General features: G+C 48.5%; 18 protein-coding genes. 15 read left to right on the top strand and 3 right to left on the bottom strand.

Annotation, left to right across the window (positions count from 1 at the left end; genetic code table 11):
• Nucleotides 1-32: 32 nt before the first annotated feature.
• The 3 genes from fhuA to hrpB all read right to left on the bottom strand — a co-directional run bounded on the left by fhuA (nt 33) and on the right by hrpB (nt 7,558).
• Nucleotides 33-2,228, bottom strand: a complete 2,196-nt coding sequence (fhuA, locus tag D9734_RS02025) for a ferrichrome porin FhuA (RefSeq protein ID WP_130204997.1) — start codon at nt 2,226-2,228, stop codon at nt 33-35.
• Between the two features lie 218 nt (nt 2,229-2,446).
• Nucleotides 2,447-4,966 (bottom strand): bifunctional glycosyl transferase/transpeptidase, encoded by a 2,520-nt coding sequence (mrcB, locus tag D9734_RS02020; RefSeq protein ID WP_130204995.1) that lies wholly within the window; start codon nt 4,964-4,966, stop codon nt 2,447-2,449.
• A gap of 162 nt (nt 4,967-5,128) precedes the next feature.
• Nucleotides 5,129-7,558, bottom strand: a complete 2,430-nt coding sequence (gene hrpB / locus D9734_RS02015; RefSeq protein WP_130204993.1) for an ATP-dependent helicase HrpB — start codon at nt 7,556-7,558, stop codon at nt 5,129-5,131.
• Nucleotides 7,559-7,631: 73 nt separating this feature from the next.
• On the opposite strand from hrpB, the gene thpR reads away from it, so the two are divergent.
• From thpR to panC, 15 genes are all read left to right on the top strand, one after another.
• Entirely contained in the window at nt 7,632-8,162 is a 531-nt protein-coding gene (gene thpR / locus D9734_RS02010; RefSeq protein ID WP_130204991.1) for an RNA 2',3'-cyclic phosphodiesterase, read from the top strand.
• Between the two features lie 14 nt (nt 8,163-8,176).
• Nucleotides 8,177-8,881: a DNA/RNA nuclease SfsA gene (gene sfsA / locus D9734_RS02005; RefSeq protein ID WP_130204989.1), complete on the top strand. Its 705-nt coding sequence runs from the start codon at nt 8,177-8,179 to the stop codon at nt 8,879-8,881.
• A gap of 177 nt (nt 8,882-9,058) precedes the next feature.
• Nucleotides 9,059-9,514 carry an RNA polymerase-binding protein DksA gene (gene dksA, locus D9734_RS02000; RefSeq protein ID WP_001155227.1) on the top strand — a complete coding sequence of 152 codons (456 nt, stop codon included), beginning with the start codon at nt 9,059-9,061 and terminating at the stop codon, nt 9,512-9,514.
• A 66-nt stretch (nt 9,515-9,580) separates the two neighbouring features.
• Nucleotides 9,581-10,477 carry a tRNA glutamyl-Q(34) synthetase GluQRS gene (gluQRS, locus tag D9734_RS01995; protein ID WP_135383394.1) on the top strand — a complete coding sequence of 299 codons (897 nt, stop codon included), beginning with the start codon at nt 9,581-9,583 and terminating at the stop codon, nt 10,475-10,477.
• A gap of 59 nt (nt 10,478-10,536) precedes the next feature.
• A complete protein-coding gene (pcnB, locus tag D9734_RS01990) occupies nt 10,537-11,934 on the top strand; it encodes a polynucleotide adenylyltransferase PcnB (protein WP_205712810.1) in 1,398 nt (465 codons plus the stop codon).
• On the top strand, nt 11,931-12,410 hold the full coding sequence (gene folK, locus D9734_RS01985; RefSeq protein ID WP_130204983.1) for a 2-amino-4-hydroxy-6-hydroxymethyldihydropteridine diphosphokinase: 480 nt from the start codon (nt 11,931-11,933) through the stop codon (nt 12,408-12,410). Before pcnB ends, folK begins: the two co-directional genes overlap by 4 nt.
• A 346-nt stretch (nt 12,411-12,756) precedes the next feature.
• Nucleotides 12,757-13,341, top strand: a complete 585-nt coding sequence (locus D9734_RS01980) for a fimbrial protein (protein ID WP_130204981.1) — start codon at nt 12,757-12,759, stop codon at nt 13,339-13,341.
• Nucleotides 13,342-13,445: 104 nt separating this feature from the next.
• A complete protein-coding gene (locus D9734_RS01975) occupies nt 13,446-14,186 on the top strand; it encodes a fimbrial chaperone (RefSeq protein WP_130204979.1) in 741 nt (246 codons plus the stop codon).
• A 34-nt stretch (nt 14,187-14,220) separates the two neighbouring features.
• A complete protein-coding gene (gene htrE, locus D9734_RS01970; RefSeq protein WP_130204977.1) occupies nt 14,221-16,821 on the top strand; it encodes a Yad fimbria usher protein HtrE in 2,601 nt (866 codons plus the stop codon).
• A 16-nt stretch (nt 16,822-16,837) separates the two neighbouring features.
• Nucleotides 16,838-17,407 (top strand): fimbrial protein, encoded by a 570-nt coding sequence (locus D9734_RS01965; RefSeq protein ID WP_130204975.1) that lies wholly within the window; start codon nt 16,838-16,840, stop codon nt 17,405-17,407.
• A gap of 14 nt (nt 17,408-17,421) precedes the next feature.
• Nucleotides 17,422-18,027 carry a fimbrial-like protein YadL gene (yadL, locus tag D9734_RS01960; RefSeq protein ID WP_130204973.1) on the top strand — a complete coding sequence of 202 codons (606 nt, stop codon included), beginning with the start codon at nt 17,422-17,424 and terminating at the stop codon, nt 18,025-18,027.
• 26 nt (nt 18,028-18,053) lie between these two features.
• A complete protein-coding gene (locus tag D9734_RS01955; RefSeq protein ID WP_130204971.1) occupies nt 18,054-18,650 on the top strand; it encodes a fimbrial-like protein in 597 nt (198 codons plus the stop codon).
• 22 nt (nt 18,651-18,672) lie between these two features.
• Nucleotides 18,673-19,956, top strand: a complete 1,284-nt coding sequence (locus D9734_RS01950; protein ID WP_276320409.1) for a fimbrial-like adhesin — start codon at nt 18,673-18,675, stop codon at nt 19,954-19,956.
• A gap of 112 nt (nt 19,957-20,068) precedes the next feature.
• Nucleotides 20,069-20,863, top strand: coding sequence for a 3-methyl-2-oxobutanoate hydroxymethyltransferase (panB, locus tag D9734_RS01945; RefSeq protein ID WP_130204969.1), 795 nt, complete (start codon nt 20,069-20,071; stop codon nt 20,861-20,863).
• 11 nt (nt 20,864-20,874) lie between these two features.
• Complete coding sequence (gene panC / locus D9734_RS01940; RefSeq protein WP_000905370.1) at nt 20,875-21,726, top strand: pantoate--beta-alanine ligase; 852 nt, start codon at nt 20,875-20,877, stop codon at nt 21,724-21,726.
• Nucleotides 21,727-21,746: the final 20 nt, after the last annotated feature.

Genomic DNA, 21,746 nt, shown 5'->3' with positions numbered 1-21,746 from the left:
CGGGCACGGAAATCCGTGCCCCAAAGAGAAAATTAGAAACGGAAGGTTGCGGTTGCAACGACCTGACGTTCTGCGCCCCAGTAACATGCATAATCACGATAGCAACTGGAGACATATTCGCGGTCGAACAGGTTATTCACGTTAACACCAACAGAAGAACCAGGCATACCGAAACGAGCAAGATCATATTTTATCATTGCATCAATCAGGGTATACCCCCCAACATTGAATGTCTGATTGGTCTTATCACCCGTAGTGTAGAAACTTGAAGTGTCGCCAAAATAACGCGCCCCTGCACCAAAACTCAGACCACTAAGAGTTGTTTCGTGGAAAGTGTAATCTGCCCACAGCGACGCCATATTTCGAGGAACCTCCGCCGGGCGTTTACCCTTATACAGTGTATCTTTGGTGTATTCAGCATCGGTGTAGCTGTATGCCGCAGTGACATTGATATTAGCGTTGACAGCTGCTTTCGCCTCAATTTCAAAGCCACGAGAACGAATCTCCCCCCCCTGTACGCTAAACAAAGTATTACTTGGGTCTGCAGTCAGATTTTTGTCTTTCGTCAACTGGAATACCGAGGCAGTGACAGTGACAGGCGTATCTTTCGGTACGTATTTGACACCTGCTTCGTACTGCTTACCGCGAGAAGGATCAAATGGTTTACCTTCTTTAGTCGCTCCAGATACTGGCTCGAAGGATTCGCTATAACTGAAATAAGGTGAGATACCGTTATCGAATAGATAATTAATGCCACCTCTCCAGGTGAACTGCTGATCGTTAATTTCATCCAAAGAACTCGTTGAACGAGTATAGGTAGAGGTTTTCGCAAAATCGTAACGACCACCCAACGTCAATACCCACTTATTCCACTCAGACTGATCCTGAATATAAAGTCCTGTCTGTTCCTGACGGTTAATTACCGCATATGGGAAATTGATATTGATATTGGCGTTACCATACTGTGGATCCTGCATACTAATTGGATTTGCAGTACCATAGTTCGCATCAATATCGTTACGCATGCGCAGGTAATCCACGCCAGTAAGCAAGGTATGTGCTACAGCACCGGTAGCAAAGTTGGACTGTAGTTGCGTATCAACGGTGAACGAATTTAAATCTTCGTCTGAGCGTACATAAGCACGGCTAATTTGCGCTGGCGCGATGTAACCATTGCCATATACTGCATCGTAGAGTGTATGAATGCGGGTATAGCGCAGATTCTGACGTACAGTAAAAGTATCATTAAATTCATGAGCAAAGCTGTAGCCAATTAATTGTTGACGACGAGACATCCTATTGTCTTTCTCGCCTTCATTAAAATCTGTTGGCAATTTGTGCCAGCTACCATTTGCATCCTGATAGGGGACAACGGTTCCCTGACGCGGTAACCAACCATAATAGCCCGCATCGGGATCACTCTGGAAATTACTCAGGAAAGTCAAATCCGTTTTATCATCAGGACGCCAACTGAATGAGGGAGCTACTGCATACCGTGTAGCTTTTGCATACTTTTGTTGTGCATCCTGACTATGTCCTAATCCCGTCAAGCGATATGACCAAACACCATCATCATCTATTGCATCACTAAAATCGAATCCAGTCTGCCAAAGATTATCCGTTCCCATTTTGAACTGGATCTCTTTAATCGGATCCGTTGAAGGACGCTTGCTGACCATGCTCACGACTCCGCCCGGATGGCTTTTACCGTACAGTACGGATACTGGGCCACGGAGTAATTCCACACGTTCAAGGAAATAAGGGTCAATAGAGGCTTCAGAGTAGTTATCCCCCTGAAGTTTTAAGCCGTCCAGATATTGGTTGGTATTAACTGTACTGGGTGTAGTAAATCCACGAATAGTAACAACATCATATGTCGTTGAACTACCACGCGTTGAAAAGACACTTGGCGTATAATCCAGAGCTTCTTTTACCGTTGCGGGTTGTTTGATATCCATCTCTTCTCGGGTCACAACCGAAATAGACTGTGGCGTTTTTTCGATTGGCGTATCCGTTTTAGTCGCAGTAGCAGAGTGCTTCGCCGCAATAGTTGCAGCCGGCCCCCATGCGCTTTCTTGCGGCGCAGGTGCAGCGGTAACGGTGATAGTGTCTTCTTTCGGTTCAACCGCTGCCTGTGCATAAACAGACATGCCGCTAACCGCTGTGGCTACTACAACTGCGATTTTACGCAGCGAGTGTTTTGGCTGAGCAGTTTTGGTACGCGCCATTGGTATATCTCTGATGAAAGTGAATGATAACGTAAACGAGAATGATTATTATAAAGATAAAATAATATTCGAAACGGCGAGACGATAGCAAGCAGTACCCATCAGAGATCCAACCAAAGGGTCAATAAATAACCAGATGAAAAGAAAGGGTTAATGCTTTTGGAGGGATGTTATTTTACCGGATGGCTACTCGCCATCCGGTATGTCACGCTTAGACGTTAATTACTACCAAACATATCCTTGATCCAGCCTGCCACGCCGTCGCTGTCTTTCTGCTGCTGTTGAGCAGGTTGCTGTTGCGGCTGTGAAGACTGATCAAATGGATTGCCTGACGGCTGCTGTACCTCACTCTGCTGGCACAGCGATTGCGGATCGCTGGTCCAGACCGGCAAAGTACGCATACCACCGCTGCAAACAAAGTTACCATCGTAATCCACGCCCATATCCACGATATCTTCCGGCGGTACAAGATTCAGCGGCGTTGGTGTCTGATTAGCCAGATAACGCTGGTAAATCGACATCGCCCCGCTGGCACCGTACAGCTTAGTCGGCTGGTTGTTATCGCGGCCGACCCAGGTGATAGTCACCGTGCTGCCGTCAATGCCCGCAAACCAGGTATCAACGTTGTTGTTGGTAGTCCCCGTTTTCCCTGCCAGATGCAGATTTGGATATTTCGCCCCAAGCTGACGCCCTGTACCACGTTGCACCACTTGCTGCATGGTCCACAGCGTCAGATACGCCGCCTGCGCCGGAACTGCGCGTTCCGCCTGCGGGAAGCTCTGATACAGCACCTTACCATCTTCCGCGATTACCGAACGCAGCGCAGAAAGCGGCGCGCGGTTACCGCCGCTGGCGATAGTCTGGAACGCCTGCGCCACTTCGATTGGCGTTAAGTTCAGCGCTCCCAGCAACATTGCCGGAACTGGATTCAACTGGTCTTTCGGCACGCCCAGTTTGATCCAGGTATCCGTAACCGCAGGCAGCCCCAGCGCCATCCCCAGATTCACCGTCGGCACGTTCATCGAACGGGTCAACGCATCCACCAGCATCACTCTGCCGCTTTCGCTATAGCGACGATCATCGTTCTGCGGTGACCAGACCTGACCGTTCGGCTGACGCAGCGCGATTGGCGCATCAGCAATCCACGTGTTCAGGCGATAGATTTTCGGCTGACTTAACGCCGTAAGGTAAGTCGCTGGTTTTGCCAGTGAACCAATCGAACGACGCGCCTGCATCGCACGGTTGTAGCCCGCGAACTGCGGTTCAGCCCCCCCGACCATCGCACGGACTTCGCCACTAAAGCGGTCAACGACGACAATCGCCGTTTCCAGATCGCTCAACTTACGCTGTTTCTTCAGTGCAGGAATGCCTTCTACGGCAGCTTTTTCTGCCGCATCCTGGGCCACTGAGTCAAAAGTAGTGAAGATCTTCACACCAGAGAGATCTTTCACCTTATCGCCCAGTTTCGCCTGCAACTCCTGACGCACCAGCTGCATAAAGGCTGGCTGAGGAGAGATTACTCCGCCGCGTGGCTGTACGCCCAGCGGTCGCGCACTCAGCATTTCATACAGTTCGCCATCGATAATCTGCTGTTGTTGCAGCAAACGCAGCACCAGGTTACGTCGCTCCAGCGCCAGTTTCGGATTACGCCACGGGTTGTAGATCGACGCGCCTTTCACCATGCCAACTAACAGCGCCTGCTGGTCAAGGCTCAACTCTTCTACCGGGCGACCAAAGTAGTACAGGCTCGCCAGCGGGAAGCCACGAATTTCGTTGTCGCCGCTCTGACCGAGATACACCTCGTTCATATACAGCTCAAGAATGCGATCTTTGCTGTAACGTGCATCCATGATCAACGCCATATAGGCTTCGTTCGCTTTACGCCAGTAAGAACGTTCGCTGGAGAGGAACAGGTTTTTCACTAACTGTTGCGTCAGTGTACTCGCCCCCTGCACCGTGCGTCCGGCTGTCAGGTTCGCCAGCACCGCACGTCCAATGGAGTAGAGGCTGATGCCATCATGCTCGTAGAAATGACGGTCTTCTGTCGCCAGCAAGGTATCTACCAGCAAGTCCGGGAAACCACTGCGCGGCACAAACAGACGCTGCTCGCCGTTTGGCGAGGAGATCATGGTGATCAGGCGCGGATCAAGACGGAAGAAACCGAACTGACGGTTGTTCTCCATATTGACGATGGTCGCCAGATGATCACCATCAAAAGTCAGACGCGCACGCACCTGCCCTTCTTTACTGTCCGGGAAATCAAACGGACGGCGGATCATTTCAATGCTGTTGGCCTGCACGGTAAATTCGCCAGGACGGGTCATCTTCGACACCTGACGATACTGGGTCGCCTCCAGCAGTTTCACCATCTCGTTCTTGCTGATGGTCATATCTGGTTCAAGGTTAACCATTCGGCCATAGACCGCCGCTGGCAACTGCCAGACCTTGCCATCAATACGGCTACGAATTTTTTGATCGAGATAAACGCCGTAAATGGCGATCAGCACGGCAAAAACGATAGCCAGTTTTAGCAGCAGCCATAACCAGCCGCGTTTGCCACGAGGCTTACGCCCTTTTCCTTTGCCCTTTCCTTTGCGCGGCATCGGTTCTTCGTCCTCATAGTCATCATAATCGTCGTAATCATCGTCGTCTTCGTAACGACGACGGCTTACCTTTTGTTTGACTGGACGCGTCGGTTTCCCTTTGCGTCCAATTGGCTCGCGGTCATTCCCGGCCATGCTTTTTCTCCGCAATATTCAGGCGCAAAAGCCCGATTTTCTGTTCTTCTGTTGCAATACAGAAGAAGATATCTCTCAAAATGCTTTTCTCCCTCTCCCTGTGGGAGAGGGCCGGGGTGAGAGCATCAGCGCGCACATTACCCCTATGCCCGTTTACCAACCTTACGAATACTTTTTCGTCCGCCGCGTTGGTGCGGTATTCGCCGGGTCGTCCGGCCAGACGTGTTTGGGATAACGCCCTTTCATCTCCTTTTGCACCTCACGATACGCCCCTTTCCAGAAGGCCCCCAAATCACGCGTGATTTGCAGCGGCCTTTGGGCGGGTGAAAGCAACTCCAGCACCAGTGGCACACGCCCCTGGGCGATTGTCGGATTGGTGGCTTCGCCAAACATCTCCTGCATTCTTACTGCCAGCGCAGGCGGGTTATCTTCATGATAACGAATGGCGATCCGACTTCCCGTCGGCACAGTGTAATGCGCAGGCAGGGAACTCACCAGACGTTGCTGCATTCCCCAATCGAGTAATCCATGCAGCGCCTGGTAAATATCGACTGATTTCAGGCCACGTAGCGAATGTACGCCGCTCATATGCGGCAACAACCACGTTTCAAGCGTCGCCAATAAACTCGCGTCATCGACCGCTGGCCAGTCATACTCTGGTAACCACTTCGCAGCGCACAGTAAACGCAGGCGTAGCTGTTCCGCTTCTGGCGTCCAGTTGAGGACGTTTAATCCTTTATCGCGTATACCGTTAAGCATCGCCTGATGTAATTCTTCTTCCGAAGGTTTCGCTAGTGGCTGCACTTTTACCGTGAGCTGGCCAATTTGCAGCCGACGCCAGGCTTTCAGCGTGCCTTGAGCATCGTCCCACTCCACAGTGTCAGACTGCTGCACCAGTTGCGGGCAACGTTCTACTAACGTATCAATATCGACCGGCAGCGCCAGCAAAATCCGCGCATCCGGCGAGGCGCTGCCCTGCAATAATAACGGTGCGATCAGCCATTCGTGGCGGTTTAACGCGTCGTCGGCATCCAGCATTGCCCCCATGCCGTTCGCCAGTTGATAGCGACCATCTTGCCCACGCCGACGAGCAATACGATCGGCAAACGCTCGGGTGAGTAGCGGCGCAATAAGCGAACTGTCCTCCTCACCGCCGCGAACGTTTAAGCGTTTCAACAGTTGCTGACTACGTTGCTGCCAGGCTGGTTGATTACGCGAGAACGCCACGCCAAGATCGCCATTCCGCATCCGTGGCGGTTCTTCGAGTATGGCGGCAATTTTTGCGGCGGTAGCCGCTTCATCGTCGCTCTTCGCACTCACCAGCATTGCCGCTAAACGCGGATCGTTACCCAGCGCCGCCATTTTTTGCCCTTGCGCACTAAGCCGTTCACCGTCCAGCGCCCCCAGCATGTGTAACAGACGTTTCGCCGCCTGTAGAATCACCGCTGGCGGGTGATCCAGCCAGTTCATCTGTGCCGGATCGCTACATCCCCATTGCAGTAATTCCATCAACAAACCGGAGAGATCGCTTTGTAAGATCTCCGGTTCACTTTGCGCTGCGGCGCGTTCCGCCTGCTCTTTAGCGATTAAATGCAGGCAAATACCTGGCTCCAGACGCCCGGCGCGCCCGGCACGTTGCGTCATCGACGCCTGACTAACGCGCTGAGTGATCAACCGAGTAAGACCCGTACGCGGATCAAAGCGCGCAACCCTTTCCTGGGCGCAATCCATCACCAGACGGATACCTTCGATGGTTAGACTGGTTTCAGCGATGTTGGTCGCCAGCACCACTTTGCGCATTCCTTGCGGCGCAGGGAGGATAGCTTTTCGCTGATCGTTCAGCGACAACGCGCCATACAGCGGGCAGAGCAACACATCACTGCCGATACGTGACGCCAATTGTTCCTGCACGCGCTGAATTTCTCCGACACCAGGTAAAAATAACAGTAATGACCCAGTTTCCTGGCGCAGCAATTCGGCGGTAGCGGCAGCTACTGCTTCGTCAAAGCGTTGGTGTGCAGGCAACGGCAAATAGCGGCGCTCCACCGGATACGAGCGCCCTTCGGAAACAACAACGGGCGCTTCTGGCAGCATCTGCTGCAAGCGATCGTTATCCAGCGTAGCCGACATAATTAGCAGCTTTAAGTCATCGCGCAGACCTTGTTGCACATCGAGTAACAACGCCAGCGCCAAATCCGCCTGCAAACTGCGTTCATGAAATTCATCGAGGATCACCAGCCCCACGCCGTTCAGTTCCGGGTCGCGCTGGATCATGCGCGTCAACACGCCTTCGGTGACCACTTCCAGACGAGTATTCGGCCCGACGCAGTTTTGCGCACGCATCCGGTAGCCAACTGTGTCGCCAGGCTTTTCGTTCAGCAGCTCCGCCAGGCGTTGCGCAACGTTACGCGCCGCCAGTCGACGTGGCTCCAACAGGATGATTTTCCCGTGAATCCCTGAATGCGCCAGCAGTTGCAGCGGTAGCCAGGTCGATTTTCCGGCTCCGGTCGGCGCACTTAATAACACCTGCGGCGCATAATCGAGGGCGGCAAGTAATTCAGGTAAGACGGCTGCAACGGGTAACGACGACACAAAACGCTCCAGAGGGTTAACATTCTTCGCGCCACATTGTAGCATCGCGGTAATTCATAACCGAGTGCCTGACATGTCTGAACCGCAACGGCTGTTCTTTGCCATTGACCTACCTGCTGAAATCCGCGAACAGATTATTCACTGGCGCGCCGCACAGTTTCCACCTGAAGCGGGCCGCCCGGTTGCTGCTGAGAATTTGCATCTGACGTTGGCGTTTTTAGGCGAAGTAAGCGCAGACAAAGAGAAGGCGCTCTCACTGCTGGCCGGGCGAATTCGTCAACCCGGTTTTACACTCACGCTTGATGACGCAGGTCAGTGGCTGCGTTCACGCGTGGTATGGTTGGGTATGCGCCAGCCGCCGCGCGGCTTAATCCAACTGGCGAATATGCTTCGTTCTCAGGCAGCACGCAGTGGTTGTTTTCAAAGCAATCGACCATTTCATCCGCATATCACCTTATTGCGCGACGCCAGCGAGGCGGTAACAATCCCACCGCCTGGTTTTAATTGGTCATATGAGGTGAAGGAGTTCACTCTTTATGCTTCCTCGTTTGCCCGTGGGCGTACACGCTACACACCGCTCAAACGCTGGACGCTGACGCAATAAAAAGGATTGTCATAATGGAATTTTCTCCTCCTTTACAGCGCGCCACGCTAATTCAGCGTTATAAACGCTTTTTAGCCGATGTGATCACACCTGATGGTCGTGAATTGACGCTACACTGCCCCAACACTGGCGCGATGACCGGTTGTGCAACGCCTGGCGATACCGTCTGGTATTCGACTTCCGACAATACAAAACGGAAATACCCGCACACCTGGGAATTAACCCAAAGCCAAAGCGGCGCATTTATTTGCGTTAATACGCTTTGGGCGAATAGATTGACGAAAGAGGCTATCCTTAATGGGGAAATTTCGGAGCTATCAGGCTATAGCTCGCTGAAAAGCGAAGTAAAATACGGTGCCGAGCGCAGTCGTATTGACCTCATGTTACAGGCGAGGTTTCGACCTGACTGCTATATTGAAGTGAAATCGGTTACGTTAGCGGAAAATGAGCAAGGTTACTTTCCCGATGCCGTTACCCAACGTGGGCAGAAACATCTTCGGGAGTTGATGAGCGTAGCGGCTGAAGGCCAACGAGCGGTGATTTTTTTCGCTGTACTGCATTCAGCCATTACACGGTTTTCACCCGCGCGCCACATCGATGAGAAATACGCGCAACTATTGTCAGAAGCACAACAGAGGGGAGTAGAAATTCTGGCTTATAAAGCGGAACTTTCTGCTGAAGGTATGGCTCTTAAAAAATCACTGCCTGTTACATTGTAGTAGTGTAAGTAACTGGTTAATTTACATTCTGGTCGCGTGCGCAAATACGCTTTTCCTCACACAGTTGTCAAGTGTTACGTTTAGATAATTGCTATCCGGAAAAGCATCTGCTATTTATAGCGGCCTCATTTTTCCCCCGAACATGGGGATCGATAGTGCGTGTTAAGGAGAAGCAACATGCAAGAAGGGCAAAACCGTAAAACATCGTCCCTGAGTATTCTCGCCATCGCTGGGGTGGAGCCATATCAGGAGAAGCCGGGCGAAGAGTATATGAACGAAGCCCAGCTGGCGCACTTCCGTCGTATTCTGGAAGCATGGCGTAATCAACTCAGGGATGAAGTCGATCGCACCGTTACACATATGCAGGATGAAGCAGCCAACTTCCCGGACCCGGTAGACCGTGCAGCCCAGGAAGAAGAGTTCAGCCTCGAACTGCGTAACCGCGATCGCGAGCGTAAGCTGATCAAAAAGATCGAGAAGACGCTGAAAAAAGTGGAAGACGAAGATTTCGGCTACTGCGAATCTTGCGGTGTTGAAATTGGTATTCGTCGTCTGGAAGCGCGCCCGACAGCCGATCTGTGCATCGACTGCAAAACGCTGGCTGAAATTCGCGAAAAACAGATGGCTGGCTAATTACAGCCGTTCCATCACGTTTACCACAGGCGGGAAATACTCCCGCCTTATTTTTTGTTCAAAGAGATGACAGACACACAGTATATTGGTCGCTTCGCCCCCTCACCTTCCGGCGAACTTCATTTTGGCTCTCTGATTGCTGCGCTTGGCAGCTATTTGCAGGCTCGCGCCCGGCAAGGTCGCTGGCTGGTACGCATTGAAGATATCGACCCGCCTCGTGAAGTTCCCGGTGCCGCAGAAACTATCCTGCGCCAGCTGGAACATTACGGCCTGCACTGGGACGGCGATGTTCTTTGGCAATCCCAACGTCACGACGCCTATCGCGAAGCACTCGCCTGGTTACATGAGCAAGAGCTAAGTTATTACTGCACCTGCACGCGTGCGCGTATCCAAAGCATTGGCGGTATTTACGACGGTCATTGCCGAACATTGCATCATGGACCAGACAACGCGGCTGTGCGTATTCGGCAGTTGTATCCGGTCACGCAGTTTACTGATCAACTACGCGGAATTATTCACGCCGACGAAAAACTGGCGCGAGAAGATTTTATTATTCATCGTCGTGATGGTTTGTTTGCCTATAACCTGGCGGTGGTGGTCGATGATCACTTCCAGGGCGTCACAGAAATTGTTCGTGGGGCAGATTTAATTGAACCGACAGTGCGGCAAATCTCGCTGTACCAGCTTTTTGGCTGGCAGGTGCCAGATTACATTCATTTACCGCTGGCGCTAAACGCACAAGGCACTAAACTTTCCAAGCAGAATCATGCGCCTGCGTTACCGAAAGGCGATCCGCGCCCTGTGCTAATCGCGGCACTTCATTTTCTGGGTCAGCAGGCAGAAGCGCACTGGCAGGATTACAGCGTAGAGCAAATCCTTCAGTCAGCCGTCAAAAACTGGACGCTGACCGCCGTGCCAGAGTCGGCAATTGTAAATTCAACATTCTCAAATGCGTCATGCTGAGCTATGATTAGCCGCTATTTTTTTGTCCTGAATGATGTTTGACACTACCGAGGTGTATTATTTTTACCCGAGTCGCTAATTTTTGCCGCAAGGTGTTGAGCCGCGAGGAGAGCGAAGCTGAACAGGCAGTCGCCCGTCCACAGGTGACGGTGATCCCGCGCGAGCAGCATGCTATTTCCCGCAAAGATATCAGTGAAAATGCCCTGAAGGTAATGTACAGGCTCAATAAAGCGGGATACGAAGCCTGGCTGGTTGGCGGCGGCGTACGCGACCTGTTACTTGGCAAAAAGCCGAAAGATTTTGACGTGACCACCAACGCCACGCCTGAGCAGGTGCGCAAATTGTTCCGTAATTGCCGCCTGGTAGGTCGCCGTTTCCGTCTGGCTCATGTGATGTTTGGCCCGGAAATTATCGAAGTCGCCACCTTCCGAGGTCACCACGAAGGCAATGTCAGCGACCGCACGACTTCTCAGCGCGGGCAAAACGGCATGTTGCTACGCGACAACATTTTCGGCTCCATCGAAGAAGACGCCCAGCGCCGCGATTTCACTATTAATAGTCTGTATTACAGCGTCGCGGATTTTACCGTCCGTGATTACGTTGGTGGCATGCAGGATCTGAAAGACGGTGTTATCCGCCTGATTGGGAACCCGGAAACGCGCTACCGTGAAGATCCGGTACGTATGCTGCGCGCAGTACGTTTTGCCGCGAAACTGGGGATGCGCATCAGCCCAGAAACTGCCGAGCCGATCCCACGCCTTGCTACTCTGCTCAACGATATTCCGCCAGCACGCCTGTTTGAAGAGTCTCTTAAACTGTTGCAAGCGGGCTACGGTTACGAAACCTATAAACTGCTGTGTGAATATAATCTGTTCCAGCCGCTGTTCCCGACCATTACCCGTTACTTCACGGAAAATGGCGACAGCCCAATGGAGCGGATCATTGAGCAGGTACTGAAGAATACCGATACGCGTATTCATAACGATATGCGCGTTAACCCGGCGTTTTTGTTTGCCGCCATGTTCTGGTATCCACTGCTGGAAACAGCGCAGAAAATTGCTCAGGAAAGCGGCCTGACCTATCACGACGCTTTCGCGCTGGCGATGAACGACGTGCTGGACGAAGCCTGCCGTTCACTGGCAATCCCGAAACGTCTGACTACGCTAACTCGCGATATCTGGCAGCTGCAGCTGCGTATGTCCCGTCGTCAGGGCAAACGGGCATGGAAACTGCTGGAGCATCCGAAATTCCGCGCCGCCTACGACCTGCTGTCCCTGCGTGCTGAAGTGGAACGCAACGCCGAGCTGCAACGTCTGGCGAAATGGTGGGGTGAGTTCCAGGTTTCTGCGCCACCAGACCAAAAAGGGATGCTCAACGAGCTGGATGAAGATCCAACACCGCGCCGTCGTACTCGCCGTCCGCGCAAACGCGCGCCGCGTCGCGAGGGTACCGCATGACGGTGGCGTATATTGCCATAGGCAGCAATCTGGCCTCTCCGCTGGAGCAGGTCAATGCTGCCGTGAAAGCATTGGGTGACATTCCGGAAAGCCGCATTCTTGCCGTTTCTTCATTTTACCGTACCCCACCGCTGGGGCCGCAAGATCAACCCGATTACTTAAACGCAGCCGTAGCGCTGGAAACCGCTCTTGCCCCTGAAGAGTTACTCAATCACACACAGCGTATTGAGTTGCAGCAAGGTCGCGTCCGCAAAGCTGAACGCTGGGGGCCACGCACGCTGGACCTCGACATTATGTTATTCGGTAATGAAACGATTAATACCGAACGACTCACCGTTCCGCACTACGATATGAAGAATCGTGGATTTATGCTGTGGCCGCTGTTTGAGATTGCGCCGGAGCTGGTTTTTCCTGATGGAACAACATTAGACAACTTATTACGAATAAATAAATACGATGAATTAAATAAGTGGTAATACAATAATCTCTTGAATATAAATAAATTCTGAAAATACTTCCCAACAATTGCAATCAATGCTTCCTTTAAGCTACAACCACAATTAATAATATATTCCACCCTCTTAACCTTCCCACCCCATACACTATTTTTTCAACTTTAGATATTTAGTTTTACTTAAAGTTGAATTAAGTGGATATATAATTTTTATTATGCACAATATCCCCCCTAATGATGAGCAGATGTAACATTCGGTAAATTCAAGTCCTCATCATTAACAAACCAATCTTTCTAGTCTATCGGGCCTCCCCATGTGCGGACTCCCGATTGAAGTTAAACTCATGGAATATAATTCAAGGATTTTTATGTCTAAAAAATTAGGTTTTGCCCTGTCTGGTCTTATGCTGGCAATGGTTGCAGGTACTGCTTCTGCAGATATGGACGGTGGTCAGTTAAATATCAGCGGTCTGGTTGTTGATAACACCTGTGAAACCCGTGTAGACGGTGGTAACAAAGATGGTCTAATCCTGCTGCAAACTGCAACTGTTGGTGAAATCACTGACGGCGTACTGAATGATACCGTTGGTGCTAAAGCTAAACCTTTCAGCATCACCGTTGACTGTAGCAAAGCGAACCCGAATCCAGGTAGCACAGCTAAAATGACCTTCGGTTCTGTTTTCTTTGGTAATAGCAAAGGAACGCTGAACAACGACATGTCTATTAACAACCCGTCTGATGGCGTAAATATCGCTCTGCACAATATTGATGGTTCCACTATCAAACAGGTTCAAATTAACAACCCCGGCGATGTGTATACTAAAACCATGGATGCAACGACAAAATCTGCAATTTATGATTTTAAAGCATCTTACGTTCGTGCTGACGCAAATCAGACAGCGACTGCTGGTTATGTAAAAACTAACACTGCATACACCATTACTTATCAGTAAGTATTCACCAATTAAATTGATTGAATGAATATACAGGGAATAGTATTAATAATTACTATTTTTATATTATTCCCTGTTTTAATTAACTCTGTCAGGGATGGTTTATGTTTTTTAACACCAAACATACAGCAGCTTTATGCTTCGTAACCTGTATGGCTTTTAGCTCATCGTCTATTGCGGATATTGTCATTTCGGGTACTCGCGTAATATATAAAAGCGATCAAAAAAGTGTCAGCGTACGTCTGGAAAATAAAGGGAATAACCCGTTACTTGTCCAGAGTTGGTTAGATACTGGCGATGACAACGCTGAACCTGGCAGTATTACAGTCCCCTTTACCGCCACACCGCCAGTATCGCGTATTGATGCCAAACGTGGGCAAACAATCAAACTGATGTACACCGCCAGTACCTCACTGCCTAAAGACAGGGAGAGCGTATTCTGGTTTAACGTACTGGAAGTTCCACCAAAACCAGATGCAGAAAAGGTCGCGAATCAAAGCCTGCTGCAACTGGCATTTCGCACACGTATAAAACTGTTCTATCGCCCGGATGGATTGAAGGGAAATCCCTCTGAAGCCCCATTAGCCCTGAAATGGTCCTGGTCAGGTTCAGACGGTAAAACGGCATTACAAGTCACTAATCCAACGCCTTACTACGTCTCTTTTAGCAGTGGCGATTTAGAAGCCAGCGGTAAACGCTATCCGATTGATGTGAAAATGATTGCACCATTCAGTGATGAAGTCATGAAAGTCAATGGCCTTAATGGCAAAGCAAATTCTTCAAAAGTGCACTTTTACGCCATTAATGACTTTGGTGGCGCCATTGAAGGTAATGCCCGACTGTAATCAGGCAAGGATATAATTCCGCAGGAAGCATAGCGTGACTATAAAATATACTAAAAATTATCATCATCATCTGACCCGTATCGCCACGTTATGCGCGCTGCTGTATTGCAATAGTGCTTTCAGTGCTGAACTCGTTGAATATGACCCTACCTTCCTGATGGGGCAGAATGCATCTAATATTGATCTCAGTCGATACAGCGAAGGTAACCCCGCTATACCGGGTGTTTACGACGTCAGTGTTTATGTCAACGATCAACCAATCATTAACCAAAGTATTACATTTGTAGCAATTGAAGGAAAAAAGAACGCCCAGGCCTGTATCACATTAAAGAATTTATTGCAGTTTCATATTAATTCCCCCGATATAAATAACGAAAAAGCCGTTCTGCTTGCCCGGGATGAAACGCTCGGGGATTGCCTCAATTTGACGGAAATTATCCCTCAGGCTTCCGTTCGTTATGACGTTAACGATCAACGTCTGGATATAGACGTTCCTCAAGCCTGGGTAATGAAAAATTACCAAAACTATGTTGATCCATCATTATGGGAAAACGGCATTAATGCGGCTATGTTGTCATATAACCTCAACGGATATCATAGTGAAACCCCTGGTCGAAGAAATGACAGCATTTATGCTGCTTTTAACGGTGGGATGAATTTAGGTGCATGGCGACTGCGAGCCTCCGGCAACTACAACTGGATGACCGATTCTGGCAGTAATTATGATTTTAAGAATCGGTATGTACAACGAGATATCGCCTCACTACGCTCTCAATTAATTATTGGTGAATCTTATACTACGGGCGAAACCTTTGATTCCGTCAGTATCCGAGGCATTCGCGTATACAGTGACAGCAGAATGTTGCCTCCGACATTAGCCAGCTTTGCACCTATCATACATGGCGTCGCCAATACCAATGCCAAAGTCTCTATTACGCAAGGCGGCTATAAGATTTATGAAACGACTGTGCCTCCAGGCGCTTTCGTCATTGATGATCTTAGCCCGTCAGGGTACGGCAGTGATCTTATTGTGACCATCGAAGAATCCGATGGCTCAAAAAGGACATTCTCGCAACCTTTTTCATCGGTTGTTCAAATGTTACGCCCTGGCGTTGGACGTTGGGATATTAGCGGTGGCCAGGTCTTAAAAGATGATATTCAGGATGAACCTAATTTATTTCAGGCCAGCTACTACTACGGTCTGAATAACTATCTGACGGGTTATACTGGTATTCAGATTACCGATAATAACTATACCGCCGGTTTGTTAGGTCTTGGCCTGAATACCTCAGTCGGTGCATTTTCTTTCGATGTGACTCACTCCGATGTCCGTATCCCGGATGATAAAACATACCAGGGGCAAAGTTATCGTGTTTCCTGGAACAAATTATTCGAAGAAACAAGTACTTCACTGAATATCGCGGCCTATCGCTATTCAACACAAAATTACCTTGGTCTTAATGATGCACTAACTCTAATTGATGAAGTGAAACATCCCGAACAAGATCTTGAGCCGCAAAACATGCGTAATTACTCGCGCATGAAAAATCAGGTTACGGTCAGTATTAACCAACCGTTGAAATTTGAGAAAAAAGATTACGGTTCATTTTATCTTTCCGGAAGTTGGTCCGATTACTGGGCTTCAGGACAAAATCGTAGCAATTACTCTATTGGCTACAGTAACAGTACATCCTGGGGCAGCTACAGTGTCAGTGCACAGCGTTCATGGAATGAAAACGGCGACACTGACGATAGCATTTATCTCAGTTTCACCATTCCTATTGAAAAATTACTTGGCACTGAACAGCGTACTTCAGGTTTCCAGAGTATTGATACTCAAATGAGCAGTGACTTTAAGGGCAATAATCAACTCAACGTCAGTAGCAGTGGCTATAGCGATAACGCTCGCGTCAGTTATAGCGTGAATACAGGCTATACGATGAATAAAGCCAGTAAAGATATGAGTTATGTTGGTGGATATGCCAGCTATGAGTCACCGTGGGGAACCCTGGCCGGTTCAGTTTCTGCGAATAGCGATAACAGTCGTCAAGTTTCTCTCAGCACTGACGGTGGTTTTGTATTACATAGCGGCGGCCTGACCTTCAGTAATGACAGTTTTAGCGACTCCGATACACTGGCGGTAGTTCAGGCTCCTGGTGCCAAAGGGGCTCGAATAAATTATGGCAACAGCACTATCGATCGGTGGGGTTATGGTGTCACCAGTGCCCTTTCTCCTTATCATGAAAACCGTATCGCGCTGGATATCAACGATCTTGAGAACGATGTTGAATTAAAAAGTACCAGTGCTGTTGCTGTGCCGCGTCAGGGTTCAGTCGTCTTTGCTGATTTTGAAACTGTGCAAGGGCAATCAGCGATTATGAACATCACTCGAAGTGATGGTAAAAATATTCCATTTGCTGCAGATATTTATGATGAGCAGGGTAATGTAATTGGTAATGTTGGACAGGGTGGACAGGCTTTTGTTCGTGGTATTGAGCAGCAAGGAAATATCAGCATTAAATGGCTCGAAGAAAGTAAACCTGTAAGTTGTCTTGCGCATTATCAACAAAGTTCAGAAGCAGAAAAAATAGCGCAATCTATTATTCTGAATGGAATTCGGTGTCAGATTCAGTAACTACAAGGGACGTCAAATGATAAAAACAACGCCACATAAAATAGCGATACTGATGGGAATATTATTATCACCCTCAGTATTTGCAACGGATATTAATGTAGAGTTTACAGCCACTGTCAAAGCGACAACCTGTAACATCACACTTACTGGTAATAATGTCACGAATGATGGTAATAATAACTACACATTAAAAATCCCTAAGATGGGGCTGGATAAGATCGCGAATAAAACGACAGAAGCTCAGGCTGATTTTAAACTGGTTGCCAGTGGGTGCAGCAGTGGCATTAGCTGGATCGATACCACTCTGACCGGAAACGCCTCATCAAGTTCACCCAAGCTTATTATACCGCTGTCTGGTGATACAAATTCTACGACAAGTTATATCGGTATAGGTTTCAAGAGACGGAATACTGATGATGCCACTTTTCTTAAACCCAACAGTGCGGAAAAGATACGCTGGGACACAGGCGAAATACCGTCCGACAAAGGTCTTGAAATGACTGTTGCGCTACGTGAAACATCTCAAGGCGCTGGTGTGCCGGGGAACTTCCGCGCTCTAGCGACGTTTAATTTCATCTATCAATAAGAAGGATAATTAAGATGACATTTAAAAATTTACGTTATGGATTATCCAGCAGTCTGGTTCTGGTAGCCTCACTATTCAGTGTCCCGTCTTATGCTGCAACAGACAGCATTGGACTGACTGTTATTACCACTGTGGAAATGGGTACCTGCACAGCAACACTTATGGATGGTAATAATAAAATCTCCACGGTTAATTTTGGTGATGTATATATATCTGAAGTCAATGCTAAAACCAAAATTAAAACATTCAAACTACAGTTTAAAGATTGTGCAGGAATTCCAGGAAAGAAAGCATATATAACATTAACCAAAGTTGGCACATGTGAAGGAAATGCCAATAATGGTGATGGATTTGCCAATGCATCTACATCCACAGAAAAAGCAAATGCGGTTGTGGTTGAAGTCTGGGGTGCCATCACACCAGATCGAGCAGACAAAAATAAACAATTTAGCTGCGCTACTCCTCAAGCGAAAGAAAAGAGTATTGTGGGTGCAACAGGTACTAATGTTGTGGACTTTGATATGAGTGCAGTCCTTGTGGTAGATAAGGATAAAACTGTCAATAATGTTACGGCAGGTGATTTTTTCGCCCCTGCAACATTTACTATCACCTATAACTAACAGACTGACAGATTCAGGAACTATATATGCATCCCACTCAACGTAAGCTGATGAATAGAATAATTCTGTTTCTGTCATTACTGTTTCCCATTACCTGTCCAGCCATCGCTGGACAGGATATCGACCTTGTTGCCAATGTAAAAAACAGCACTTGCAAAAGCGGAATCAGTAACCAGGGTAATATTGATCTTGGCGTCGTTGGGGTGGGATATTTTTCAGGTAATGTGACTCCTGAAAGTTATCAACCAGGTGGAAAAGAGTTCACTGTCAGTGTATCCGACTGTGCATTACAGGGAACTGGCGATGTGCTAAATCAGTTACATATTGATTTTAGAGCCCTTAGCGGTGTCATGGCTGCTGGCTCCAGGCAAATATTTGCCAATGACGAAGCAACAGGCGCTAAAAATGTTGGCGTAGTTATTTTTTCTATCCAGGATTCTGCAAATACGTTCAATGTATTAAATACAGCAGGTATATCACGCTCAGTCTATCCCGTGATGACATCAGTAATGGATAATTCATCATGGAAATTTTATGCCAGAATGCAAAAAATTGATTCCACACTGGATGTTACTTCTGGCCAAGTCAAAAGCACCGTACTGGTTGATATTTATTATGAGTAACTCTAATGTAAGAAAAAACAATATGCACACACAGACCACCACATATTATATGCACGTATTATTTAAATTTTTCTATATAATTCTAACTACACTATTCTGCATCTCAGCTTACGCAAACAATACAAGTTTCATTGTAGGTAATAATGCTGGCGTTGATGCCTTTAGTGGTCCATCTTCAAGCGGAAAAGCAATATTTCGTTATGCGACTATTACTAACAATCTGGTGTTTTATAAACCACCTCCCGGTGATGGCATTAACAAAACTGATGTAAAACTGTTTTGGTCTCAACTAGATAGTTTGGGAGGGAGTGGGGGGACAGGGACTCTTTACTGTAATACCAGTGGAAATGCCAGTGGGGCACCGATGAAAATTGAAAATGCAATGATTGACTCTCATTTAACTTACGCGGGTCATAAGTTATTTTCAACGTCTGTTCAGGGACTCTATTATACGCTATCAATTTCCAACATTTGGTCAGCCTGGGTCAAATCAAATATCAGTGGAGATAGTATTTATATTGGAGATAGCGCAGACCAATACTTTTCATTCTACATAGATGATGTGGATCTTCAGACAAGAGGTTGCGACAGAGCAAATACAACCAGTAAATATTGGGCTATTGGTGGTTTAATGCAGAGTCTCACCGTTGAATTTTATACTGATTCATCTTTCAACCCGACACAAAACCAACAGGTTCAGTTGTTAAGCTCATCCGACTATCTTTATGCTTTCAAGGCTTATGGTGTTGGTGATGGTATTAATCAACACAGCAATCACCTTTATATAAATTTTGATTTAGTCAATATAAAAATCACTTTACCTACTTGTTTTACTTCAGTATTAAGCGGCACCAATGTAAGCGGCTCTACAGTAAAAATGGGAGAATATGGTCCTGGACAAATTAAAAATGGCGCAACTCCGGTTCTTTTTGACATTTCGTTACAGAACTGTATTCGTGTTCGTAATATCGAAACAAAATTAGTTTCAACAAAAATCGGCATAGAAGACAAACAGCTTCTTGGAAACACCCTCACAGGAACGGGGGGGGCAAAAGGTGTCGGTGTACTTATTGAAGGATTAGCCACTAGCAGAAGCGCCTTAATGACTCTGAAGCCTAATGACGCAACCTCTGTATATAAAGATTATGAAGAGGAAGATGATAATACTGACGGAATTTACCCAGATAAAGGCAATGGAACGACACAACCACTTCACTTCCAGGCGACGTTAAAGCAAGACGGGAATATTGCTATCGAACCCGGTGAATTTAAAGCCACCAGTACATCCCAGGTAACCTATCCCTGATAACATTGTGGCACCGTCTGGTAATGGCGGTGCCACAATAGAGAAATCATTGCCCCCACCAATGTGACTGATAAAATGCCAGACAGCACAACATCATTTATCAGGATACGTTATGAAACCGACCACCATCTCCTTACTGCAGAAGTACAAACAGGAAAAAAAACGTTTCGCGACCATTACCGCTTACGACTACAGCTTCGCGAAACTTTTTGCTGATGAAGGACTTAACGTCATGCTGGTAGGCGACTCACTGGGCATGACGGTTCAGGGGCATGACTCCACCCTGCCAGTTACCGTTGCTGATATCGCCTACCATACCGCTGCGGTACGTCGCGGCGCGCCAAACTGCCTGCTGTTGGCTGACCTGCCGTTTATGGCGTATGCCACGCCGGAACAAGCCTTTGAAAACGCCGCAACGGTTATGCGTGCCGGTGCCAATATGGTCAAAATTGAAGGCGGTGAGTGGCTTGTTGAAACGGTACAAATGCTTACCGAGCGCGCAGTTCCTGTATGTGGTCACTTAGGTTTAACGCCGCAGTCAGTGAATATTTTCGGCGGCTACAAAGTACAGGGGCGCGGCGATGAAGCGGGCGATCGACTGCTCAGCGATGCATTAGCCTTAGAAGCCGCTGGTGCACAACTGCTGGTGCTGGAATGTGTGCCGGTTGAGCTGGCAAAACGCATTACCGAGGCACTGGCGATCCCGGTTATTGGTATTGGCGCAGGCAACGTCACCGATGGGCAGATCCTCGTGATGCACGACGCCTTTGGCATTACCGGCGGTCACATTCCTAAATTCGCTAAAAATTTCCTCGCTGAAACGGGCGACATCCGTGCTGCCGTGCGGCAGTATATGGCTGAAGTGGAGTCCGGCGTTTATCCGGGCGAAGAACACAGTTTCCATTAAGGAGTCACGTTGTGTTAATTATCGAAACCCTGCCGCTGCTGCGTCAGCAAATTCGCCGCCTGCGTATGGAAGGTAAGCGCGTGGCGCTGGTGCCAACCATGGGTAACCTGCACGATGGCCATATGAAACTGGTCGACGAAGCCAAAGCCCGCGCCGATGTGGTGGTGGTCAGTATTTTCGTTAACCCGATGCAGTTCGACCGCCCGGAAGATCTGGCTCGATATCCACGCACTTTGCAAGAAGACTGCGAAAAACTGAACAAGCGCAAAGTCGATCTGGTTTTCGCGCCCTCGGTAAAAGAGATCTACCCGAACGGTACCGAAACCCACACCTATGTTGATGTTCCTGGCCTTTCGACCATGCTGGAAGGTGCCAGCCGTCCGGGACATTTTCGCGGCGTTTCGACTATCGTCAGCAAGCTGTTTAACCTGGTCCAGCCGGATATCGCCTGCTTCGGTGAAAAGGACTTTCAGCAACTGGCGCTGATCCGCAAAATGGTTGCCGATATGGGCTTCGATATTGAGATTGTCGGCGTACCGATTATGCGTGCGAAAGACGGTCTGGCGCTGAGTTCCCGTAACGGTTATCTGACGGCGGAACAACGCAAAATTGCGCCAGGTCTGTACAAAGTTTTAAGTTCGATTGCCGACAAATTGCAGGCGGGAGAGCGGGATCTCGATGAAATTATTGCCATTGCAGGGCAAGAACTGAATGAAAAAGGCTTCCGCGCTGATGATATTCAGATTCGCGATGCCGACACGCTGCTGGAAGTCTCTGAAAACAGCAAACGGGCAGTAATTCTGGTAGCCGCCTGGCTTGGCGATGCTCGCCTGATCGACAACAAAATGGTCGAGCTGGCGTAATACTTAACTGGCGCTACAGC

The organism is Escherichia sp. E14S1, from assembly GCF_004211995.1.
Taxonomy (GTDB): Bacteria; Pseudomonadota; Gammaproteobacteria; order Enterobacterales; family Enterobacteriaceae; genus Escherichia.
Note: the sequence above shows the minus strand (reverse complement) of the source record. Positions and strands in the feature narration are given on the sequence as shown.